Origin of the sequence: Neoalteromonas arenosi (genome assembly GCF_030362855.1) — a bacterium.
In the GTDB taxonomy this organism is placed as follows: domain Bacteria; phylum Pseudomonadota; class Gammaproteobacteria; order Enterobacterales; family Alteromonadaceae; genus Alteromonas_E; species Alteromonas_E arenosi.
Genome location: NZ_JAUCBP010000007.1, coordinates 952,106 through 973,003 on the forward strand (window position 1 = coordinate 952,106; position 20,898 = coordinate 973,003).

A 20,898-nucleotide genomic window follows, 5' to 3' on the forward strand; every position below is an offset into this window, starting at 1 on the left:
GTTTTATGATTGACGCCAAACACATGTACCTGATTGTTTCTCAACGATATCTAGGCGCGCTTCATGTCTAGCTAATTCATCGGCCGAGGCCGAGATAACCTTTAATTTCAATCCGCTTCGATCGATTGGACGTCGATCACTACTGCGTTCACTTTCGCTATTTCCCGTTTGCTGGCCGGCCAAATTTAAATGCTTTTGACCACCCGTCATGATCAAATACACATCCGCGAGTATCTCAGCATCCAGCAAAGCACCGTGCAGAGTACGATGACCATTATCGATACCGTAACGTCGACACAAAGCATCCAAATTGTTTTTCTGGCCTGGGTGCATTTTGCGCGCGAGCACCAAACTGTCCAATACGTCACAAATTTGCGCTGTGCGAATATCCGTGACGCTTGGCGTCATGGCAAATTCGAAATCCATAAAGCCAACGTCGAATGGCGCGTTGTGTATCACTAATTGGGCACCGCGAATAAACTCGACAAAATCTTGCGCAACGTCCTCAAACTGCGGTTTATCTTGCAAAAATTCATTCGTAATACCGTGAACATCAATGGCCTCTTGTTCAATTTCACGTTGTGGGTTTAGATAAACGTGAAAGTGATTACCGGTAAGTTTGCGGTCAACGAGTTCCACACAGCCAATTTCGATTATGCGGTGGCCTTCTTTGGGATCGATCCCAGTGGTTTCAGTATCTAGTACAATCTGACGCATTCAGTTGAAACTCTTATTGTTCTGGTTGATGGCAATAGTATACTCAAGCCGGTCCATGACACCACGCCGTTCTGCGATATAAGGCGTAAATTTTTCGATATTGAGGTTTTTAGTTAATGAAAAGTGTTCAGCTGTATACCGACGGCTCCTGTTTAGGCAATCCAGGTCCTGGGGGCTACGGCGTAGTTCTTGAGTTTAATCAACACAGCAAAGAATTGAGTCAAGGGTATAAGATGACAACCAACAATCGCATGGAATTGTTGGCGACGATTAAAGGATTAGAAGCACTCACCCAAGCCTGTAAGGTCACCTTGACCACTGATAGCCAGTATGTGAAAAATGGTATCAATCAATGGATCCATAACTGGAAGAAAAACGGTTGGCGCACTGCCAATAAAAAACCGGTAAAGAACGTCGATCTATGGCGTGCACTAGATAAGGCCATTCAACGTCACGATGTAGATTGGCGTTGGGTAAAAGGTCATTCAGGTCATCCACAAAATGAACGTTGTGACGAATTAGCACGAACGGCTGCAGAAGGGAAAAAGTTATTGGAGGACAAAGGGTTTACTACCCCATCGTGAACTCCTATTAATGCTCCCAAGTGATAATGAGTTTGCCGTGGGTCTGATTGCTTTCAATGCGCTGATGGGCTTGCTCAATGTCAGTTACTGCTATAAGCGAGTAGACGTTTACGGTTAGTTCACCCAAATCGAATCCGCTACCGAATCGTTGCCAAAAGTCACTGACCAATTTGCGTTTGTATTCTAGTGAGCGATTGCGCAAGGTAGAACCTTGAACGGTAGCGCGTTTACCGAGCAACAACGCCATATCCATCTCGCTGTAGCGACCACCAAGCATCGCTAAGTAAATTATCCGACCATCGGTATTGAGAATACGCAAGTTACGGGTCAAATAATCACCGCCAACAAAGTCGACAATGACGTCTGGATTAAAATTAGAGGACTTAAGTTCGTCGACAAAATCACTAGTGGTATAGTTAATGGTGTGTTTTGCACCATTTTCTGCACAAATAGCCAGTTTTTCATCATTCGATGCGGTAACAGCGACTTCGCATTTTGCGGCAGTAGCCAATTGAATCGCTGCCAGACCGACACCACTAGCACCTGCGTGCACCAGCACTTTATTTCCTGGCTCAAGTTTCCCCAAGGCAAACAGCGCTTGGTAAGCCGTGACAAAGACTTCCGGCAGACCTGCACATTCTGCCAATGAAAAACGCTGAATCCGCGGAATTAACAGCCCCTGATCAACGTTGACATATTGCGCATAACCACCGCCGGCTAGCAGCGCACACACTTCATCACCAACTTGCCAGTTAGAAACCGCATTACCGACTGCGACAATAGTACCGCTGACTTCCAAACCGAGAATTGTACTTTCACCTTTGGGTGGCGGATATTTACCTTGGCGTTGCAATGTATCAGCGCGATTAATACCAAATGCGCAGACTTGAATGAGCACTTCGTTAGGCGTGCAATTAGGCCTCTCGCCTTGCGCCAAAACCAGTTGGCCAGAACCGGTGACACTGATGTAGTCCATGGTTTTTGCCATAACAAGTCTCCAAGGCATTGATAATCTGCGATATACTTAGGGTTTTATCTTAGCGCGAAGTTTATGCCTGCCACAATTACCCTTGCCCCCGACCGTGAAAAATCCTTATTGCGCAAACACCCGTGGATATTTGCCAGCGCTGTAGCCGATATCAAAGGGCGTTGCCATCGCGGCGATACCGTTGATGTCCTCTCATCAAAAGGCGACTGGCTCTGTCGCGGTGCCTACTCGCCCGATTCTCAAATTCGCATACGCGCCTGGACTTTCCAGCGCAACGAAAGTGTCGATAATGCGTTCTTTTGCCGTCGTATCCAGCAAGCGCTGGCCCAGCGACAACACGTTATCGAACAGGCCAGAACCAATGCTTACAGGTTAATTGCCGGCGAATCAGATGGACTGCCGGGTGTGACCATTGACGTATATGACAACGTGGTAGTACTGCAATTATTGTCAGCCGGCGCAGAAAAACAGCGCGACAAAATTATATGGGCCGTCAAACGCTTTTTCCCTGACGCCGTGATCCATGAACGCAGTGATGTTGCTGTGCGCGAAAAAGAGGGCTTAGAGCAATTGATAACCACCCATCAGGGACATTTACCTGACGAAGTGGTGATCACTGAAAATGGTGTGAAAATCATTGTCGATTTAATCCATGGTCACAAGACGGGTTTTTACCTCGATCAACGCGACAACCGTCGTATTACGGCGAGTTATGCCAAAGATAGAACGGTACTCAATTGCTTCTCTTATACCGGCACTTTTGGCAGTTATGCGTTAGCGAATGGAGCCTCACATGTGACCAATGTTGACGTTTCTGAATCGGCATTAGCTACCGCTATGCGCAACATTGCAATCAATGATTTGGACGATAGCCTTTGTGAAAATTTACAAGTCGATGTATTTCAGCAATTACGTGACTATAAGACTTTGCAACAACAGTTTGGTTTAGTCATCCTCGATCCGCCGAAATTCATTGATAGTAAAGCGTCATTAAATCGGGCGGCCCGCGGGTATAAAGACATTAATTTATACGGTATCCACGCCGTTGAATCGGGAGGTTTTCTGGCTACCTTTAGTTGCTCTGGCTTAATGCCAGCCGACTTATTTCAGAAAATTGTTGCTGATGCCGCCCTCGATGCAGGAAGGACGATTAAAATTTTACAACGCGTATCTCAGGCACCAGATCACGCGACATCTGGCAACTACCCTGAAGGTTTTTACTTGAAAGGTATGATTTGTCAGGTCTGGTAACCGCTTTTGCGGTTACTTCATCTCACTGATTTCGACGCCAACAACACAAGCGTTTTCGCCTTGCGGTTCGCAGCGTACTACTTTTGCTTTGACCAACAGCGAAGAAATTTGCGTACTGGTTGATTCAATCGACACCTCGACTTGAGTGCCAATTTCAACGGAGGACTCACCGATTTCTAACGACATCCCGGTAGAGCTGATATCACGGCATACCGCATGAACGATACGATTTGACTCATTGTCTTTAATCGTTACCTCGCATGGTGCATTAACCATCAGTCGGAGGAAATTTCGTTTGTCGTCATATCCCAGCATTACCACTTCTCCTAATTGCCCAGTCTGTTCCACGTTGAGACCGGTCGAGATTGAATGAAATAACACTTCAAGTTATAGGGCGGTATGACACTATTGTCAATGAGAAAACTCGCGCAAATGGTTCTCGATCCGTTTCACCGAAATGGGGTATTTAGTGCCAAGCTGTTGCGCGAAAAGGGAAACACGTAACTCTTCAATCATCCATCGAGTTTCGAGAAGCTCTGTGGGTATTTCTCTTTGCTTTTTGAACTCGCTTAACAGTTTCTCGTAGGCCTGACTGACTTTGTCTATCTGCAGCATGTTTAGCCGATCGCGATTGACATCTACTTTGAGTTTTTCAATGCGATTAGCCAATGCTTTTACGTAGCGCTGCCAATCGCCTAATCTCGCGACGCCTAAATCACTCACAAAACCGGGGAAGACCAATTGATTTAAGTGGGCTTTTACATCGCCCAACGCATGCACCAAGCTAAAGTCTACTTTGCCTTTCAATTGCTTTTGAATGTTGGCGGCGACGACTAAACCTTTCTCGAGCTCTGTCGCGATAGCCAATACATCATCATTGACGTTCGCCCGCGCAGCTTCACACAACTCATTAAACTGGGCTTTGCTGCGAATATTCTCGTGGGTTTCGAATTTGCGAATCGCAATTGCATCGACTGCTGCTGTAACGCAATCGTCTATCAAGGCTGCTATAGAACCAAACGGATTAAAATACAAACCGAGTTTCGCTTTATTCGGTAATTTTTGCTGCAAGTGTTTTATCGGCGAGGGAATTACCAACTTAACCAGCTCAGTAATACCGCGCTGATGCGCTTCATTTGCGAGGTTTTGCGTATCAAACAAGCGAATATCGATACCCTGCTCGCCCGGTACAAGTGCGGGGTATGCCTGTACTTCAAACTGCCCGGTTTTGCGACTAAATTTTTCCGGTAGTTGCTCAAAATCCCAAGTATTTAATCCTGAGCGCTCAAATTCAGGCGTCGCTGCTTCATTCAGAGTCTCTTGTACCTGGCCTTGTAACTGGTTTTTAAGTGCGACTAAATCGTCGTTACTAGCAATGATTTTATTGTGCTCATTAACGACTTTAAAATGCATACGCAAGTGCCGAGGTAATGTGCTCACATCAAAATCGTCTAAGTTTAACTGCACACCAGACATCTTTAACAGCTGTTGGGATAGCGCCGCCAATAAAGGTTGATTATCGCGTTCATCTTGTAGAGCATTTTGACAGGCTTTGGCATAATCGGGCGCCGGCACAAAATGACGCCGCAACCGCTTGGGTAGTGATTTGATCAAGGCCACAATCAGTTCGTGTTGTAAGCCAGGCACAAGCCAATCAAAACCGACGTTTTGCAACTGGTTCAGCAGCGGTAACGGGATCAGTAAACTGACGCCGTCGTCATCAGCGGTTGGTTCAAATTGATAACTCAACGGCAGAACTATATCCCCTTGGCGCCAAAACTCGGGAAAAAGATACTCGGTATTGGTTGTCAACACTTTAGTATTGCTAATGTGCTCACGCGAGAACTTTAACGCTTCGATTTGATTATCATCGAGCGTCCGATACCACTTTTTAAAACTCGCTTCACTGACTACATGGTTAGGTATGTGTTGACGATAAAAGTCTACCAACTCATCTTCGCTAACTAATAAATCTCGACGCCGCGTCTTTTGCTCGAGTAACTCAATATCCTCTAGTAGCGATTGGTTGTGACGTAAAAAGGCGTATTGAATATTACAGTGTCCTTGGACTAATGCTTCTCTTATAAACAATTCATAACAAACGGCAGGGTCGATATTGCTGTAATTGACGCGCCGATTAGTAACGATAGGTAGCCCAAATAACGAAACCCGTTGTATAGCGGTTACTGAACCGCGTTTTTTCGACCAATGTGGTTCACTGTAACTTGATTTAACCAAATGCGGTGCCAGTGGCTCTAACCATTCAGGGTTAATTTTAGCTACAACTCGGGCGAACAAACGCGAGGTTTCCACTAATTCGGCCGCCATTACCCACTTAGGTGTCTTATTAGCTATTCCTGAACCTGGGAAAATCATAAACTGCGCGTTGCGCGCACCTTTGTATTGACGGTTTTTATCCAGCTGACCAATGTGCGACAACAGACCCGTTACAATACTTTGGTGAATTGCCTCATAGTCCGCAGGTTGGCTATTTATGCGCAGATCAACTGACACCAACGCATGTTTAATTTGGCTTACGATATCCTGCCACTCACGCATGCGTAAATAATTGATAAACTGCGTTTTACACCATTTCCGCAGTTGATTGCCACTCAACGCTTTTTGCTGTTGCTTAAAGGTTGTAAATAAATTCAACAATGCAATAAAGTCAGACGCGTCGTCCGCGTGCTGTTTATGTGCTTCATCGGCTTTCTGGCGCATGTTTTGTGGTCGTTCACGCGGATCTTGAATGGATAAACCAGCCGCAATGACCATCACTTCATAAACGGCATCAAACGACCCCGCTGCAAGTACCATGCGAGCATAACGCGGATCAATCGGGAACGCAGCGAGATTGCGCCCCAACGAGGTTAGTTTTGGATTAGCCCTCGAACTGATAGCCTGTAATTCTTCGAGTAACAAAAAGCCATCATTAATGTTGCGACTATCTGGCGCCTGAACGAATGGAAATCGCTCTATATCCCCTAACCCTAACGACAACATTTGCAAAATTACCGAGGCTAAGTTAGTCCGCAATATTTCCGGATCAGTAAATTCTGGTCGCCCCAGGTAATCCTCTTCTGAGTACAAGCGAATACAGATACCCTCAGACGTTCGGCCGCAGCGCCCTGCTCTTTGGTTTGCCGACGCTTGTGATATCGGCTCAATCGGTAAACGCTGAACTTTACTGCGCGCACTGTATCGCGACAGACGCGCCATACCAGGGTCAATAACGTACTTAATCCCGGGTACCGTTAATGAGGTTTCAGCGACGTTAGTCGCTAATACGATTCGCCGCCCCGCGTGGGATTGAAAAATTTTATTCTGCTCACTGGCACTTAAACGCGCATACAGCGGTACGAGCTCGGTATTGCGGTACTGTTGGCGATTAAGTACCTCTTCGGCATCGCGGATATCGCGTTCACCACTTAAGAAAATCAAAATATCGCCGGGTGGTTCACGCATCAACTCGTCAACGGCATCGACAATATTATCGAGCATATCGTTGTCGTTTTCTGTTTCGTCGCGATAGCGTATTTCTACCGGGTAAGTGCGTCCGCTCACTTCAATAATTGGTGCATTACCAAAGTGTTTGGAAAAGCGCATCGGATCAATCGTTGCCGACGTTATGATCACCTTTAACTCGGGACGCTTCGGTAATAACTGTTTTAAGTAGCCCAGCAAGAAATCAATATTGAGGCTGCGCTCATGCGCTTCATCGATAATGATGGTGTCATATTGGTTTAAAAAGCGGTCGTTTTGCATCTCTGCTAACAGCATACCGTCAGTCATTAGTTTGATATAACTCGAATCGCTGACGTTATCACTAAAGCGAATTTTAAAACCAACGTGTTCGCCTATTGTTGATTCAAGTTCATCAGCTATGCGCGTTGCAACACTTCTGGCCGCTAATCTACGTGGTTGCGTGTGTGCAATTAAGCCCTTGGTTCCCAACCCCAACTCCAGACACATTTTGGGAATTTGAGTGGTTTTCCCTGACCCGGTTTCACCGGCTATGATGACCACTTGATGTGCGGCAATTGCAGCTTGAATAGCCTCTTTTTCCTGGCTGACGGGTAAGTCTGGATACTCGACCTGTGGGCGCTGTTGAACACGACTTTGGCAGCGGTGTAACGAGCGTAATAAGCGCTTAATAAAAGGCGCCCACTGTTTATGCTGATTAAATCTAATCCCTTTCGATGCATTACTTTCACGCTGAATAGTTTGCCAACGACGCTTTAGCCAAAAAGCATCTACATACATTACCGACGTAAAAAGTTCACTGGCTTTGCCCAACGACAACCATTCAATGACTGTATCTTCGTCAACAGCAACATCCGAGAAGTTAATGGAGTTCAATGGATCCAATCTGCACCTGCGTTTGATTTTCAGGTGCGCGATCGTAGAAGAAGCGGCTGTAAATTGCTACTGCATAAGGGAAGTTTTTGCCTGATTTACGTACCTTTATAACCCGAGCGGAGTTGCACATCGATGGCGTTGAGTACGTCAGAGCGATTGATTACGCCAAGTAAAAATCCGTCATCATCGACAACCGGGTAAATCTTGGGTTTCGCCTTCAACATCATATTGGCCAATTCTAACACTGACGAATAAGGTTTTACTGCCAGCACTTCACCATGCATCACGTCTTTAACACGACAAACTTGTTCGCGATAGTAGCTCGAAGTAATCATCTTGCTCATGCAATCTTGTTCTGACAAAAAGCCCACGACCTTTTTATGCTCATCGACTACTGGGCCACCCGCTTGTTTACTTGTCAATAAACGTTCAACCGCCTCTGCAATAGGCAATTCAGTGCTCAACTTAACTGGGCGATGATTCATATAGTCGGAAACCAATAACGATTCCATTGCAACTCCTATCCAATCAATGAATTCTTATTATGCGATCAGCCCCTGAATAATCGTGGGTCTGCCAAATAAGCGTAGTTGCTAATTTGATAAACCACTAGTTTTAAACACAATTATTTCAATTTTTTGCCGATCGCTCTTGAGGCCCTATTCTTCCCGGTAGATTGCGATCACTTTAACACCGGCTGAATCGATACTCGCTCGGTACATGCCTTCAGTGTTAAATGGCATTGCCACGTTACCAGCAAAATCAACAGCAACGACTCCGCCGTCTCCGCCGGCGTCTTTGAGGACTTGATTGATCACCACATCGCTTGCCTCCGCTAACGACAATTTTTGATACTGCATCCGGGCACAAATATCAGCTGCAACGTTGTAGCGAATAAAATATTCACCATGTCCGGTTGCCGACACTGCACAACTGCTATTATCAGCAAAAGTCCCGGCGCCAATGATCGGTGAATCACCAACCCGCCCGTAGCGCTTTGCCGTCATCCCGCCAGTGGACGTACCGGCAACCAAATTACCTTCACTATCGAGCACCACAACGCCAACAGTACCAAATTTATATTCGGCATTAATGGAGAATAACTGCTGCATGCTGGTTTGTTGGTCCAGGTGTTGTTTGGCTCGCTGAAGCGCGCGCCTGCGACGGTCGGTATTAAAGTAACTATTATCTACCACAGTGAGTCCCTGCTGCTGAGCAAACACTTCAGCCCCCTTGCCGGTAAGCAACACATGAGGAGAAGACTCCATCACCGCTAACGCGGCAGCAATGGGACTTTTAATATTCGTGACGCCAGCCACAGCACCTGCCTCGCGGGTTAAACCGTGCATAATTGAAGCATCGAGCTCGTGCACACCATCATATGTGTACACCGACCCAATCCCGGCATTAAAAAGTGGCGACTGTTCCATCAATTGAATGGCTTTGACCACTGCAACCTGACCCGGCTGCCCCGTTTTTAACTCTTCGTACCCAGCGATTAGCGCTGCTTCCAACGCGGCTCGATATGCTGCATCTTGTTCAGGCGTTAAAGCGGCTTGAGTGATTGTGCCCGCCCCACCGTGAATCGCAATAGCGATGGGCCCTTTATGAACCTCATTTGCCGCCACTTGGACACTGAAAAATACCCACAATATAATTAAACGATACGTCATAATGACCCTTGTTAGTGCATACATCGTTCTGTGAACGATACGCGCAATCACTTGAATTTTCTACATTCGAGGCTTTACTATTGTGGTAATAGGGGATTGCCGCTATTATCTTTAATAAGGGACAAATTATTAACGCAAGCGCGTGAAATATAGACAAAAAATAACAAACATTGAGTGTTGGCTTGAAGAAAATACCTGCTCCGCTTGAACCTAGAGAAATTAGTGTTCTTATAATCGATGGTCAAAGCCTTATTCAGGACAGCGTGAAGAACGCCCTGAACGAAGTTGGTATTACCAAAGTAAAAAACGCGCAAAATGCATTCTATGCGTTACGGCTGTGTGAAAACACCCAATTCAACATTATTTTGATTGCCTTTGATGTAAGCGCTGATAAAGATGGTTTCCATCTTTATGAAGAGCTAAAAATGAAAGGCCATATCAAAAAAGATACCACCGTTGTATTTTTAAGCGCCGAGACAAGTCCGGAACTGGTGAATTGTATCATCGAGCTACAGCCTGATGATTTTTGGGTTAAACCGCTCGATAGAGCAAAGGTCGAAAGACGCTTGAGCTATCTGCTCAATGTTCGATTAAAACTGCACAAGTTATTGTATTGTCTCGATCATCATGATTATTCAGCGGCTATTTATCACGCTGAGCGGCAATTACTCGATCCCTCATTAAAAGATCTCGTACCGCGAATTAAGCGCATTATTGGCGATTGCTATATTAATTTGCATGAGTTCGCTGAAGCAGAAAGGTATTATACAAAACTACTCGAAGATTATTCTTATGGTTGGGTTTCGATTGGATTGACCAGAGCCCTCCTCAAGCAAGGCAAAAAGGACGAAGCCGACGTCTTAATCGAAGAGATGCTTGAGCGCGATGACACTCGCTTCAATACATACGATTTACTTGCTCAATATCACATCGAACACGAGCAATACGCTGAAGCTTATGAGCAAATGAAAGAGGCTAGCCGCCTCGCCCCTCGTAATATCAATCGCAACAAGAAGTTATGGGATTTGGCGCGCTTAAATCACGATAAGATGGGCCAATATCAGGCAACGCAAAACATGGCTCGTTACGCAAAAAACTCTATTCACGATTCACCTGAGTTAACTCTCAATGTAATTCGTTCGGGTATTGATTTAGCGACCAACCTGACTATAGAGGAAGCAACACCGTTCTTACAAAAAGCTGAACGAGACATAGCGGCATTAAAACAAACGCGAGGCTCCATGGCCGTTGGCGATGAGCAATTAGCCGTACTGCAGGCGCGTTTACTGTGCGTAAGAAATGACAAATCAGGCGCTGAAAAGATTATGGACGAGCAAGTGAGCATGCGTGACAACGCCTCGCTTGAAGATAATCTCGACAAGATGAAGGCCTTTCACGAGTTGGGCCAAAAAGAAAAGTCACTAGCTATCCTCGACCGACTCGGGAAGCAAATTGCGGGCGATACGTTCTCAAGTAACGTCGTGAATGAATACCTTAAGCAAGAGTCTATTGAGCGTCGTGAAATTAGTTTTACGGCAAAGGAATTGAAAGAAATGGCAGCGGTCAATTATAAAGAGAATCGCATGGGCCCCGCCTTCCAAAATCTCAAACACGCCTTAAAATTATCACCGCAAAATAAACAGGTCGCAATGAGCTTGTTAAAGGTTCTGACTAATATCGCCAAAACAGATAGATTAAATCCAGAGCAAGTGGGCGAAGCACAAAAAGCTAAAGTTTTGTTGTGTACAGCGCAAATGGGACCCGCGCAAGTTGCCAAGCGTGATGCGTACCTTAAGTTGTTAGGTCTTGACGAAGACGAAGAGTAAGAGTAGCGCCAACGCCGTGTCTAGTCATACGCCTGCCTCCTTCCTGTTTCACGATTACGAAACGTGGGGTACCGATCCAAAGCGCGATTGGCCAAGTCAGTTTGCGGCTATACGCACCGACGCAGACCTCAACCCAATTGAGCGGCCAATCAACTGGTTTTGCCGCATCCCCAATGATTATTTACCACAACCAGAAGCAGCCTTAGTCACCGGTATAACGCCACAACAAACCTTGCGAGACGGATATATTGAGGCTGATTTCATAGCTCGAGTTCATGCTGCTATGAGTAAACCAAACACTTGTGTTGTCGGTTACAACAGCATCCGCTTTGACGATGAAGTCACGCGTTTTGGCTTATTCCGTAATTTCTATGATCCCTATGCCCGTGAATGGCAAAATGGCAATAGTCGCTGGGATATTATCGACTTAGTGAGAGCTTGCTATTCGTTGCGACCTGAGGGTATTCAATGGCCAAAACGCGAAGATGGTTTGCCCAGTTTTAAATTGGAACATTTGAGTCAAGCGAACAATCTAGAACATGGAAACGCCCACGATGCCTTGTCTGATGTAAACGCAACGATAGGTTTGACTCGCCTACTCAAACAAGCCCAGCCTAAATTGTTTAACTACGCTTTTGAACTTCGCAGTAAACGCAAAGTACTTGAGCGCATTGATGTAATTAAAATGACGCCAATTGTGCATATTAGTTCGAGATTTAAAGCCGAACACGGCTGCTGCGCTATTGTCATGCCAATTGGTTTTCATCCGCAGAATAAAAATGCGGTGATTTGTATTAACCTCAGCGAGCCAATTGACAACCTTCTGACGTTGAATAGTGCAGAAATCAGCGAATTGCTCTACCGTAAAAGCTCAGAATACGAAAGCCATGAGAGTCGCCCAGCCCTAAAGCAAATTATCATCAATCGCTGCCCTTTTGTGGCCCCTTTGGCGACTCTAAGCGCAGAAAATGCGGCGCGATTAGGCATCGATCTTGAGCGAGTCAACGCGCAGCGTGAACAATGTCGTGCAGCTGCCGGATTATTTAGTAAATTATTAGACGTTTTCGACCAACCGTATGAGAACGATGTAGTACTTGACCCTGACTACAGCCTTTATCAAGAACCGTTTTTGCAACCGGCTGAACGCCAATGGTGCGACCAGGTCATTGATAGCACGGCGGAGAACTTAGCGGCACTGCAAGCCGTTGCGCCAACTCAGGCATTGAAGACTCGCCTATTTCGCTACCGAGCACGCAATTATCCCAATACGCTGACAGACAGTGAAATGCAGCAATGGCAAGCGCATCGGCATGCGCAAATAACCGCGCCTGATGATAAAAAACGTCTGGCAATGAATGATTACTTACAACGATTGGAATGGTTAGCAGAGCAACATCAACATGACCAAAACAAAGTAGCCATAATTCGAGCCTTAGTGAACTATGCGCAAAACTTATAAAGGTTAGCTATTCTTAGATTAAAAAATTGTTAATATCAGTCGATAACAACCTGTTAGGGAAAAGAAGGTAACGCAATGAAAGGTGTTTCACTGTCGTATGACGAACAAGCCAACGAAGTCAGTTTGACGTTAAACCCAGCAGAGTTTGATAAAGAGCTGGACTCAAAAGCGCTGGTTAAACATGTTCACAGTAGTGAGTTTTCATCACTGTACTTGTCAGAAACTGAAATCAAAGCGACCTGTGATCAGGCAAATCATCATTTTAAGACCAATGATTTTGCAGTAATCACTAAAAAAGTCGGAGAAAAACGCAATGCCGAGGTCGAGTTCCGAGTACCTGAAGAAGGCATGCAAGCCACTGTTGTGGTTACCGCGCCCTATGGCGGGGCCGTGCCCGATCTAACAGCGATGTTGAATCTCGCAAAACAGAATGGCATCAACCGAGGCTTGGGCAAAAAGAAGTTAAAAGCCGTTTTACAAAAAGTGGCCAGTGCTAGGCCAGGTGAAGTTGTCGAGGATATTGTGGCTCGCGGCCTACCCGCCAGAGACGGTCGCTCCTCACGTGTAAAACCCCTAGTCCCGAATGCTTTAGAGCGCGTACTTAAGCCTCAGGAATCATCAACGTCTCGGGTTGATATGCGTAACTTAGGTGAACTTATTTGCGTAAAAGCAGGCGCTGAAGTATTACGCCGCATGGCCCCAACCAAAGGTCGCTCAGGATTTACGGTTCGCGGCACAAAATTAGAAGCCAAAGCCGGCGATTGGCAATCGATTAAGCTGGGCGACGGAACCGCAATCAGTGATCATGATGAAAACCTCGTGGTTGCAACGATTTCGGGTATGCCAAAGTTCCTAGATTTGATCATGACAGTTGATGACACGTTCACTTGTCAGGGCGTCAATGTTGGCACGGGTAACATTAAGTATGACGGCGCCGTTTTGGTTAACGGCGACGTGACCGAGAAAATGGAAATTACCGCGACTGGTGACGTCACCGTAAATGGCTTTGTTGAGTCGGCAACAATTCATGCTGGCGGCGATATTGTCATTACCGAAGGAGCAATGGGTAAAGCCAACGATGAAGGTACAGAATTCAGCTGTGAACTTCGTGCTACGGGCAGTATTCATGTGCAGCACGGACAAGGGTTAAATATCAAATGTGGCGGCAATATAACGATTGGCAGACAAGTAGCGTACAGCCGCTTGGAGTGCAAAGGCGATGTAATCGTCGGTCGTATTGACAACCCGAATGGCAATATATTCGCGTGTGATGTCATTAGCCAGCGTACCGTTAAAGCCGGCACTTTTGGTGCGGTGTCGGGTAGCCACTTGGCGATCGATTTCAGTAAAGGCTTCAACCAACTGATGGAGCGCAAAGACTTATTGGATGACATACTCAAGCAATTGCGCGAAAACAATGACAAACACAAAGATAAAATTGATTTGATTAAAAGCAAGTTGATCCCCAAAAATTTGCGTACAAAAGTCGATGAAGCGATCGAAATGTTTGAAAACGAATCGCAAATGCTTAATTGGTTGGAAATCAAAAATTTAGAAATGAAAGCCGCCAAAGAAGAGTATACCCGCAGCATTCTGTTGATGGCATTTAAACGTGTTTATTCAGGTGTTTCTGTCAAGCTCAACAATAGAGTCTGGCGATCTGAGAGAGAGTACGATCGCTCAATCGTGCGATACGACGAGCACCAATGGCAATACGAGCCAATGGTTTAATCCTTCCATAACCTCACATCAATAAGCGTCGAGTGAAGCTTCATGCTCGGCGCGAATTTTGGCAAAGATACCCTGTGCAACAGCGTCACTGATTATTTTAGCGAGTTCAGCTTTGCGTGCATACAGTGCTGACCCAGTGTGAAGGGCAACGTAGTAATCCAACGGGAATCCGGGTTGATAAGGTGCAGGACCGATTTTGTCGGCAACCCCCATCTGATTGATTTTAAAATCTGCACTGGATTGGAAATGAACAAACGTATCAATACGTCCTTTTAAAAGTAGGCCAATTTTTTGCCCCAAGTTAGTAACAGGGACAATATCTTTGAAATCCGACTGTACCGTTTCCGTAATGCCGACTTGATCAATAGACACCCCCACCACCGCATTGTCGAAGGCTTGAGGATTAACATACTTTTCAATGTCTTCTCGTCGAACAAAATAAACACCTTGTATCGTTTCATAGCTTGGCCGGATGAACTCAAAGCCATTCTCTTGGTGCAAATGCTTTAGACCCACCATAATGTCTATATCACCATTTTCTAGCGACACCACTCGCCGCGCAAATGGCATGGGTAATATCTCTATTTCACATTGCAATTGGCGAGCGATAAAAACGAGGTATTTATAATGCAATCCATTGATGAACTCTGGCGAGACAGAGCTTTTAATTAGGCAAGATGGTGGCGCTGAAAGTTGAGCTTTGACCGGCATCGATAAAAGCCCTGCGCAAACCACTACTAGTGTAAATCTGACTATGCACAACATACCAGCAAAGTAGCAAACAAGCGTCGTGGAGTAAACGAAACACGCTAAAATCCTTGCGGCGCGCGACTGTTAACTTTTTCTCCCTTCCTGTGTGCTGTTTAATTCGCACTTACACCGTGTTGATATAAATCTAATGACAGTGCTTGTTAAACAAAAACAATAGGTGTTAGCCTTGTGGAAATGCAAGCTTAAAGTGATATCAGAGATTACGAGGACAAGCAGTGGCCGTCGATAACATCATGACTAAAAAAGTTGTTTCAGTTGATATGGATGATCGACTGGAAGTCGTCAGAAACCTGTTTGTTCGTCATCGTTTTCATCATTTGTTGGTAACTGACAAACAGGGCTGCTTAGTCGGTGTAATATCTGACCGCGACTACTTTAAAGCAACAACCCCGAATGTCGATTTACCGGCGGCAAATACTAAAGATCTTGCCACCCTACAAAAGCGGGTGCACCAAATTCTGACTCGTAAACTGGTTTGTATTGAATCTGGTGACAGCTTAAAAAATGCCATCAGCAAATTTAGACAATATAAAGTATCGTGTTTGCCTGTTGTCAATACCGAACGAAAACCTGTAGGTATCATTACTTGGCGAGACCTTATCCGTTGGCTGTACGATAAAGTACACTGAGTTTTTATGCGTACCTCAGAACAAAGAAATTACTGATTTTTCGTTGTGAAGCCACCGTAATTTCAGTACAGTACCTGACTTTCAAGGAGCTAGTAGGTAACTCTGTCGTCACGTAATTAAATACAACGACAATTTACATACTTCATTATCTCGTGTCGCCTCATTACGAATACAAGAACAATAACAAACCATCATGATAGAACTCAATCCCACGTTAAATACCGAAGCAATAACTCAAGAATATCGCACTGATAATCGCGTTATGATCAATGACATCTTTCAACCGCAGTCAGCTATGCAAGCTCAGGAGATCCTGATGACCAGTGATGCTTTTGACTATGCGTATGTGAAAGAAGGTAAACCCGCAATCCTAACACCAGCAGAAAGTGCGCAAATGACACCTCAACAACAACATCAGATGCGCAAAGAAATTCTCGAGCAAGCTTCTCAAGGCATTGGATATTTGTATGGCCGCCAAGCCATTGGCGTGCAATCAGATGAACGTTTTCTTGCAATTAAGCATTGGCTAGGTGACCGCGCTACTCTGGATATGGTTAAAGCAATTACCGGTCATCAGGACATCAGTAAAGTCAGCGTTCAAGCAACGAAATACATGCACGGCCACTTTCTCACACGTCACAATGATATTCACCCTACGGAAAAAAGACGGGTCAGCTTTGAACTAAACTTCAGTCATGATTGGCATCCAGATTGGGGTGGCTTGCTACAATTTTACGAACAAAGTGGTAAGCCTCGCGATGCATGGGCTCCAGGGTTTAATACACTGGCATTGTACGACGCACAACACATTCAGTCGGTCACTTATTTAGCACCGTTAGCTCGCTATCCTCGTGTCGCCATTAGTGGCTGGTTTTTAGCTGACTAGCTCTGCGTTATGCACCCGACAACGATTTGAGTAATTGGTAATTGTAAAGCCAATTACTCATATCCATTCTTGACGATGTAAAACTCCCCATCATACGTCATGGACACTTTCATACTTGCAATTTGAGCAACGGTTTTTCTGCCTATTTTTTTCTCTGGTGCTAGGCAGCTGCCTTGATTGAAGCTCATTCCAGTTGCAAAGGGAGCTTCAAAATAAACCGGTTTTAAGAATCGCCAACAATTCTCACTTAACTCCATAACCATCGTCATGGGAAGATCGCCATGAGTCCTACCGACTGTCGGTAAGGTTTTAGGGCCACATCCAATTTGCATTAACAATACGGCAGCTATTAATGTGCATCGCAGTAGACTGCCATTAACCAATATCGTCATTACACACAACCCTGTTTCTTCCTTCACTTTTCGCCCGCAGTAGGCATTTATCGGCATTATCGAACCAGCTTGAGAAATCATCGCCCTGCTGTATTTCTGCGATACCGAAGCTGCAGGTAATTGGTACTTGAACGGGCGGAATTGTATTAGCTTCACATCGACTGCGAATACGTTCAGCTAACACGCTCGCCTCTTTTTCATCGGTATTGGGGCAAATAACTAAAAACTCTTCGCCCCCCCAACGCGAAACTATATCAACTTCGCGTAAACTTCTTTGCGCAAGTTTAGATATCTCAACTAATACGCGGTCTCCCACTGAGTGACCAAACTTATCGTTTATTGATTTAAATCTATCAACATCCATAACGATAAGGCTTACGGGTAATTTAAATCGCTCGAACGCATTCACAGCTTCTTCAGCACGCTGTAACATAAAGTTGCGGTTGTACAGTCCTGTAAGAGGATCGTGAATCGATAAGAACTCTAGATTGCGATTTTTCTCGACCAACTGCTCCTGGAGGCGCTCTAACTCAGCATTGGCACGCGTTAACTTTAAATTATGCGCAGCGACCGTTCTATTGCGCCAGATTACGCCAAACAGTATCAACAAAACACTTGCTAGTGGCCATAAAAATACCCTGTAGTTCGTACGCTCTACATATTTGACATTATTCCACTTGCGATAAATTTGAACGTGCTGTAGTTCTGAAATATCCGCAATCGCGGTATTGAATCGTGCGACTAATTCATTGGACGACAATGGAAATGTACTAGTCCCTTGCCCCAATCTCCGACTCACGCCAATTCGCAACATATCGTGAGGTTGTGCCAACCCGATCACTTGTAAACTATTGAGTCCGTGAGTGTAAATCAAAGAATTGACTGCAAGTAGGCTGCCAACCGCAACGTCTGCATGCCCATCAGCAACCGCTTGAATTGCCGCCATTTCAGTATCGAATTGCACCAACGGAATATGTGGGTAGTAACGATTGATGTATTCATCGTGCCGATATCCCCTAACCACAGCCAATACTTTGCCATCCATTGCGTCGTATCCATGGACTACATTGGTTCCGGTTTTAGCAACCAACACATTCGATGCCGTAAAAAACGTATCCGTAAACACCATCGTGCGTTCACGTGCCGGTGTTTTGTTAAGCATTGCAATAAAATCACAGTCGCCTCGCGCTAGTGACTCCAGACTTTCTTGCCAAGATTTAGTGATAAAAAGTTCTAATTGGTACCCCGTAGATGCAGCCAAAAGAGATATGTAATCAGAGGAAATACCTACATGCTCACCGTTTCGAATAGCTTCATAGGGCATCCAATCGGGATCAATACAGTAACTTAACGTCAAGTGTGAACTATTGGTTTGAGCATTTGCGATGGTACACAACCAACACAGGGCCAACGCGAATATTGTGCGCAAGTATTTGTTCGGCAATAGTGGTGTTGTACGTTTCATTAGGTTACGGTGTGGACTTCGTTAAACTGCGGCTGAAGATACTCTGCAGCTTCCATAATAGCAGATAACTTTTCAACCGCGCTAACTAGGTCGCTAAAACTCAAGAACAGCGGAGAAAATCCAACGCGGAGAATATCTGGTGCGCGAAAATCTGCGATCACTCCAGAGGCGATCCAGGCTTGGCAAATCGCGTAAGCGTTTTCATGTCGCAATGCTAATTGCGCCCCACTGTGCCGCGCATCGAAATACTCTGAAACGCTAAACACCTTATTCATCTCTGCGCGTTCTAGCAATGTGTGAAACCATTGGGTCAATGCCAGTGCTTTGGTTTCAAGCGCAGATATTTCAACATCGGCAAAGATATCAAGTGCGGCATCCATAACGCTCATAGAGATTACACTTGGTGTACCGACTAAATTACTTTTTATCGACGCAGCTGGTTGATAGCGCGGGTCAAAACTAAAGGGTTGAGTATGTCCCATCCAGCCTTGTAATGGCTGTCGATATTGTTCTTGATGTCGCTGAGCCACGTAGACAAAAGCCGGCGCACCGGGCCCACCATTGAGATATTTATAACCACAGCCGACAGCGAAATCGACCTGATTATCATCCAGTTCAACAGGAATGACCCCCGCACTGTGTGCAAGATCCCATATAATTAAACACCCCTTATCATGTGCGCGTTGAGTAATTGTCTTCACATCCAGACGATTGCCAGTGCGGAAGTTGACTTGCGTTAACATTACCACTGCAATGTCTTCGTTAATGGCTTCGTAAATGTTTGCTTCGCTGGTACTGCGAAGCTCTATTGGATGCGCCCGATTCAATTGATTGAGACCTTCTGCCACATAACGATCGGTTGGAAAGTTATCCATGGTGGTTAACACCGCATGGCGGTCTGGACGCATGTTCAATGCGGCACTCAAGAGCTTGAACAAATTTACCGAAATTGAGTCACAACAAATGACTTGACCGGCAGCGGCGCCGATTAGTGGTGCTATTTTTTCTCCTGTTATAATCGGCAGATTGATCCAGTCGTGGCGATTCCAACTAGTGATCAAATCTTTTCCCCACTGTTGTTCAACAACAGTGTAAGCCCGCTCTTTGGCGGCGATCGTCAGGGGGCCAAGTGAATTGCCATCCAGATAAACCATATCTTCGGGGAGGTCGAAGCGCTGTTTAAAGTGACTTAATTGGTCAGCATCATCCCTTTGGTTCGCCTGCTCAAACGCAGTTGCAAAAACGTTATTCATGTAAACGGCTCAACGTATTTAACAATCGTTGATACGCTTCGCTGTCAGGATGGATCCAATCAAAATGACCTATTCCCTCGCCAACAAATCGCTTCGCTTGAGGATGACGGTTTTGCGCCGCTGGCACAATTGAATCAGCATCGCCGGTTAATAAATAAAGCGGAGGTAGGATGTTCTTATCTAGGGTATTGGCGGCATCCATTCGCGCCTCAAACTGTTCGTCTTGCTCACCGATAAAACGCAGTGCCGCTTGCTGACAACCATTTTCACCTTGCGCATAGGTTTCTATATCAGTAATTGCAGCTAAACCAATTAGCGCCCCTAAGCGCAAGCGTGGGTCAGTAGCTGCCAACATCGCCAGATGCCCACCAGCACTGTGCCCAACTGCCGTGAGTGACATACGCGGGTATTGTTGCCTTACTGCATAAATCGCTTCGTTCACATCGTTTAAGCTACCGGGCCACCCCCCGCCGTCTTCGCCGGTACGGCGATATTCCACCGCAAATACATTGTAGCCCTTGTCACTCAGAGCCGTTGCCAATGGGCGCACGTGGTCAACGCCATATTCCTTTAACCAACAACCGCCGTGAATCAGCACAATACCCACTGATAATGGTTCTACTGCTGCGCGGTTTTTGCTCGCCCAAACTTCGATAAATTGTGAAGTATGTTGTCCGTAAACAATTGTGTTTGTTGGCTCGCGATATTCCAGAGCGGTAACGTCGCTAAAAGCCACGTTCATCAAATAACGTGAAACCAATGGCGTCGCGCTTAAATGCGCACTAATAAGAATTAAACTAAGGCTTAGCGCCGATACTATTTTTCTCAACATCATGTACTTTTTATTTTTCTCAATGTGAATATCAGAAGAGTAATACTGCGCAACCAATAAAAAAGAGCACGCAAGGTGCTCT

18 protein-coding genes are annotated in these 20,898 nt (G+C 45.5%); 7 read left to right on the forward strand and 11 right to left on the reverse strand.

The features are described 5' to 3' along the window. Positions 1–3: 3 nt before the first annotated feature. A complete protein-coding gene (gene dnaQ, locus QTP81_RS10635; RefSeq protein ID WP_289365370.1) occupies positions 4–717 on the reverse strand; it encodes a DNA polymerase III subunit epsilon in 714 nt (237 codons plus the stop codon). A 116-nt stretch (positions 718–833) separates the two neighbouring features. Here dnaQ and rnhA point away from each other — a divergent pair, with 116 nt between their 5' ends. Next, a complete protein-coding gene (gene rnhA, locus QTP81_RS10640) occupies positions 834–1,301 on the forward strand; it encodes a ribonuclease HI (RefSeq protein ID WP_289365373.1) in 468 nt (155 codons plus the stop codon). Between the two features lie 7 nt (positions 1,302–1,308). Here rnhA and QTP81_RS10645 read toward each other — a convergent pair whose 3' ends face one another. Further along, positions 1,309–2,289, reverse strand: coding sequence for an NAD(P)H-quinone oxidoreductase (locus tag QTP81_RS10645; RefSeq protein ID WP_289365374.1), 981 nt, complete (start codon positions 2,287–2,289; stop codon positions 1,309–1,311). A gap of 63 nt (positions 2,290–2,352) precedes the next feature. Between QTP81_RS10645 and QTP81_RS10650 the strand changes: the two genes are divergently transcribed. Beyond that, on the forward strand, positions 2,353–3,540 hold the full coding sequence (locus tag QTP81_RS10650) for a class I SAM-dependent rRNA methyltransferase (RefSeq protein WP_289365375.1): 1,188 nt from the start codon (positions 2,353–2,355) through the stop codon (positions 3,538–3,540). Positions 3,541–3,552: 12 nt separating this feature from the next. On the opposite strand, the gene QTP81_RS10655 is transcribed toward QTP81_RS10650, so the two are convergent. The 4 genes from QTP81_RS10655 to QTP81_RS10670 all read right to left on the reverse strand — a co-directional run bounded on the left by QTP81_RS10655 (position 3,553) and on the right by QTP81_RS10670 (position 9,572). Next, on the reverse strand, positions 3,553–3,855 hold the full coding sequence (locus QTP81_RS10655; RefSeq protein ID WP_289365641.1) for a PilZ domain-containing protein: 303 nt from the start codon (positions 3,853–3,855) through the stop codon (positions 3,553–3,555). A gap of 96 nt (positions 3,856–3,951) precedes the next feature. After that, complete coding sequence (hrpA, locus tag QTP81_RS10660; protein ID WP_434532980.1) at positions 3,952–7,899, reverse strand: ATP-dependent RNA helicase HrpA; 3,948 nt, start codon at positions 7,897–7,899, stop codon at positions 3,952–3,954. A 95-nt stretch (positions 7,900–7,994) separates the two neighbouring features. Then, positions 7,995–8,411, reverse strand: coding sequence for a CBS domain-containing protein (locus QTP81_RS10665; protein ID WP_289365378.1), 417 nt, complete (start codon positions 8,409–8,411; stop codon positions 7,995–7,997). A gap of 147 nt (positions 8,412–8,558) precedes the next feature. Beyond that, complete coding sequence (locus tag QTP81_RS10670) at positions 8,559–9,572, reverse strand: isoaspartyl peptidase/L-asparaginase family protein (protein ID WP_289365379.1); 1,014 nt, start codon at positions 9,570–9,572, stop codon at positions 8,559–8,561. Positions 9,573–9,754: 182 nt separating this feature from the next. Here QTP81_RS10670 and QTP81_RS10675 point away from each other — a divergent pair, with 182 nt between their 5' ends. The 3 genes from QTP81_RS10675 (at position 9,755) to QTP81_RS10685 (ending at position 14,588) form a co-directional block, all read left to right on the forward strand. Beyond that, positions 9,755–11,398, forward strand: a complete 1,644-nt coding sequence (locus QTP81_RS10675; protein ID WP_289365381.1) for a response regulator — start codon at positions 9,755–9,757, stop codon at positions 11,396–11,398. A 16-nt stretch (positions 11,399–11,414) separates the two neighbouring features. Further along, positions 11,415–12,857, forward strand: coding sequence for an exodeoxyribonuclease I (sbcB, locus tag QTP81_RS10680; RefSeq protein ID WP_289365382.1), 1,443 nt, complete (start codon positions 11,415–11,417; stop codon positions 12,855–12,857). 75 nt (positions 12,858–12,932) lie between these two features. After that, the gene (locus QTP81_RS10685; RefSeq protein WP_289365383.1) at positions 12,933–14,588 is read left to right on the forward strand and encodes a flagellar assembly protein A; all 1,656 of its coding nucleotides are present in this window, start codon (positions 12,933–12,935) and stop codon (positions 14,586–14,588) included. 18 nt (positions 14,589–14,606) lie between these two features. Here the strand turns inward: QTP81_RS10685 and QTP81_RS10690 are convergent, their stop codons facing one another. Continuing rightward, positions 14,607–15,299 (reverse strand): substrate-binding periplasmic protein, encoded by a 693-nt coding sequence (locus tag QTP81_RS10690; protein WP_289365385.1) that lies wholly within the window; start codon positions 15,297–15,299, stop codon positions 14,607–14,609. Between the two features lie 275 nt (positions 15,300–15,574). On the opposite strand from QTP81_RS10690, the gene QTP81_RS10695 reads away from it, so the two are divergent. Next, the gene (locus QTP81_RS10695) at positions 15,575–15,988 is read left to right on the forward strand and encodes a CBS domain-containing protein (protein ID WP_289365386.1); all 414 of its coding nucleotides are present in this window, start codon (positions 15,575–15,577) and stop codon (positions 15,986–15,988) included. 193 nt (positions 15,989–16,181) lie between these two features. Then, positions 16,182–16,874: a 2OG-Fe(II) oxygenase family protein gene (locus tag QTP81_RS10700; RefSeq protein ID WP_289365389.1), complete on the forward strand. Its 693-nt coding sequence runs from the start codon at positions 16,182–16,184 to the stop codon at positions 16,872–16,874. Positions 16,875–16,927: 53 nt separating this feature from the next. On the opposite strand, the gene QTP81_RS10705 is transcribed toward QTP81_RS10700, so the two are convergent. Genes QTP81_RS10705 through QTP81_RS10720 form a run of 4 tightly spaced genes read right to left on the reverse strand, consistent with a single transcriptional unit; the run spans position 16,928 to position 20,816 of the window. Next, on the reverse strand, positions 16,928–17,266 hold the full coding sequence (locus QTP81_RS10705) for a hypothetical protein (RefSeq protein ID WP_289365390.1): 339 nt from the start codon (positions 17,264–17,266) through the stop codon (positions 16,928–16,930). Beyond that, complete coding sequence (locus QTP81_RS10710) at positions 17,250–18,731, reverse strand: transporter substrate-binding domain-containing diguanylate cyclase (protein WP_289365391.1); 1,482 nt, start codon at positions 18,729–18,731, stop codon at positions 17,250–17,252. Before QTP81_RS10710 ends, QTP81_RS10705 begins: the two co-directional genes overlap by 17 nt. Next, positions 18,731–19,984, reverse strand: a complete 1,254-nt coding sequence (gene kynU, locus QTP81_RS10715; RefSeq protein ID WP_289365393.1) for a kynureninase — start codon at positions 19,982–19,984, stop codon at positions 18,731–18,733. The genes QTP81_RS10710 and kynU overlap by 1 nt, the downstream gene beginning before the upstream one ends. Beyond that, positions 19,977–20,816 carry an alpha/beta hydrolase family protein gene (locus tag QTP81_RS10720; RefSeq protein ID WP_289365395.1) on the reverse strand — a complete coding sequence of 280 codons (840 nt, stop codon included), beginning with the start codon at positions 20,814–20,816 and terminating at the stop codon, positions 19,977–19,979. The genes kynU and QTP81_RS10720 overlap by 8 nt, the downstream gene beginning before the upstream one ends. Positions 20,817–20,898: the final 82 nt, after the last annotated feature.

Excerpts from the sequence above, each read along its gene's own strand:
- QTP81_RS10670 (WP_289365379.1), bottom strand. The coding sequence starts at position 9,572 with ATGACGTATCGTTTAATTATATTGTGGGTATTTTTCAGTGTCCAAGTG.
- QTP81_RS10710 (WP_289365391.1), bottom strand. The coding sequence starts at position 18,731 with ATGAAACGTACAACACCACTATTGCCGAACAAATACTTGCGCACAATA.
- QTP81_RS10645 (WP_289365374.1), bottom strand. The coding sequence starts at position 2,289 with ATGGCAAAAACCATGGACTACATCAGTGTCACCGGTTCTGGCCAACTG.
- QTP81_RS10720 (WP_289365395.1), bottom strand. The coding sequence starts at position 20,816 with ATGTTGAGAAAAATAGTATCGGCGCTAAGCCTTAGTTTAATTCTTATT.
- QTP81_RS10650 (WP_289365375.1), top strand. The coding sequence starts at position 2,353 with ATGCCTGCCACAATTACCCTTGCCCCCGACCGTGAAAAATCCTTATTG.
- QTP81_RS10690 (WP_289365385.1), bottom strand. The coding sequence starts at position 15,299 with ATGCCGGTCAAAGCTCAACTTTCAGCGCCACCATCTTGCCTAATTAAA.
- QTP81_RS10705 (WP_289365390.1), bottom strand. The coding sequence starts at position 17,266 with ATGACGATATTGGTTAATGGCAGTCTACTGCGATGCACATTAATAGCT.
- QTP81_RS10700 (WP_289365389.1), top strand. The coding sequence starts at position 16,182 with ATGATAGAACTCAATCCCACGTTAAATACCGAAGCAATAACTCAAGAA.
- rnhA (WP_289365373.1), top strand. The coding sequence starts at position 834 with ATGAAAAGTGTTCAGCTGTATACCGACGGCTCCTGTTTAGGCAATCCA.
- QTP81_RS10655 (WP_289365641.1), bottom strand. The coding sequence starts at position 3,855 with ATGCTGGGATATGACGACAAACGAAATTTCCTCCGACTGATGGTTAAT.
- QTP81_RS10665 (WP_289365378.1), bottom strand. The coding sequence starts at position 8,411 with ATGGAATCGTTATTGGTTTCCGACTATATGAATCATCGCCCAGTTAAG.
- dnaQ (WP_289365370.1), bottom strand. The coding sequence starts at position 717 with ATGCGTCAGATTGTACTAGATACTGAAACCACTGGGATCGATCCCAAA.
- kynU (WP_289365393.1), bottom strand. The coding sequence starts at position 19,984 with ATGAATAACGTTTTTGCAACTGCGTTTGAGCAGGCGAACCAAAGGGAT.
- QTP81_RS10685 (WP_289365383.1), top strand. The coding sequence starts at position 12,933 with ATGAAAGGTGTTTCACTGTCGTATGACGAACAAGCCAACGAAGTCAGT.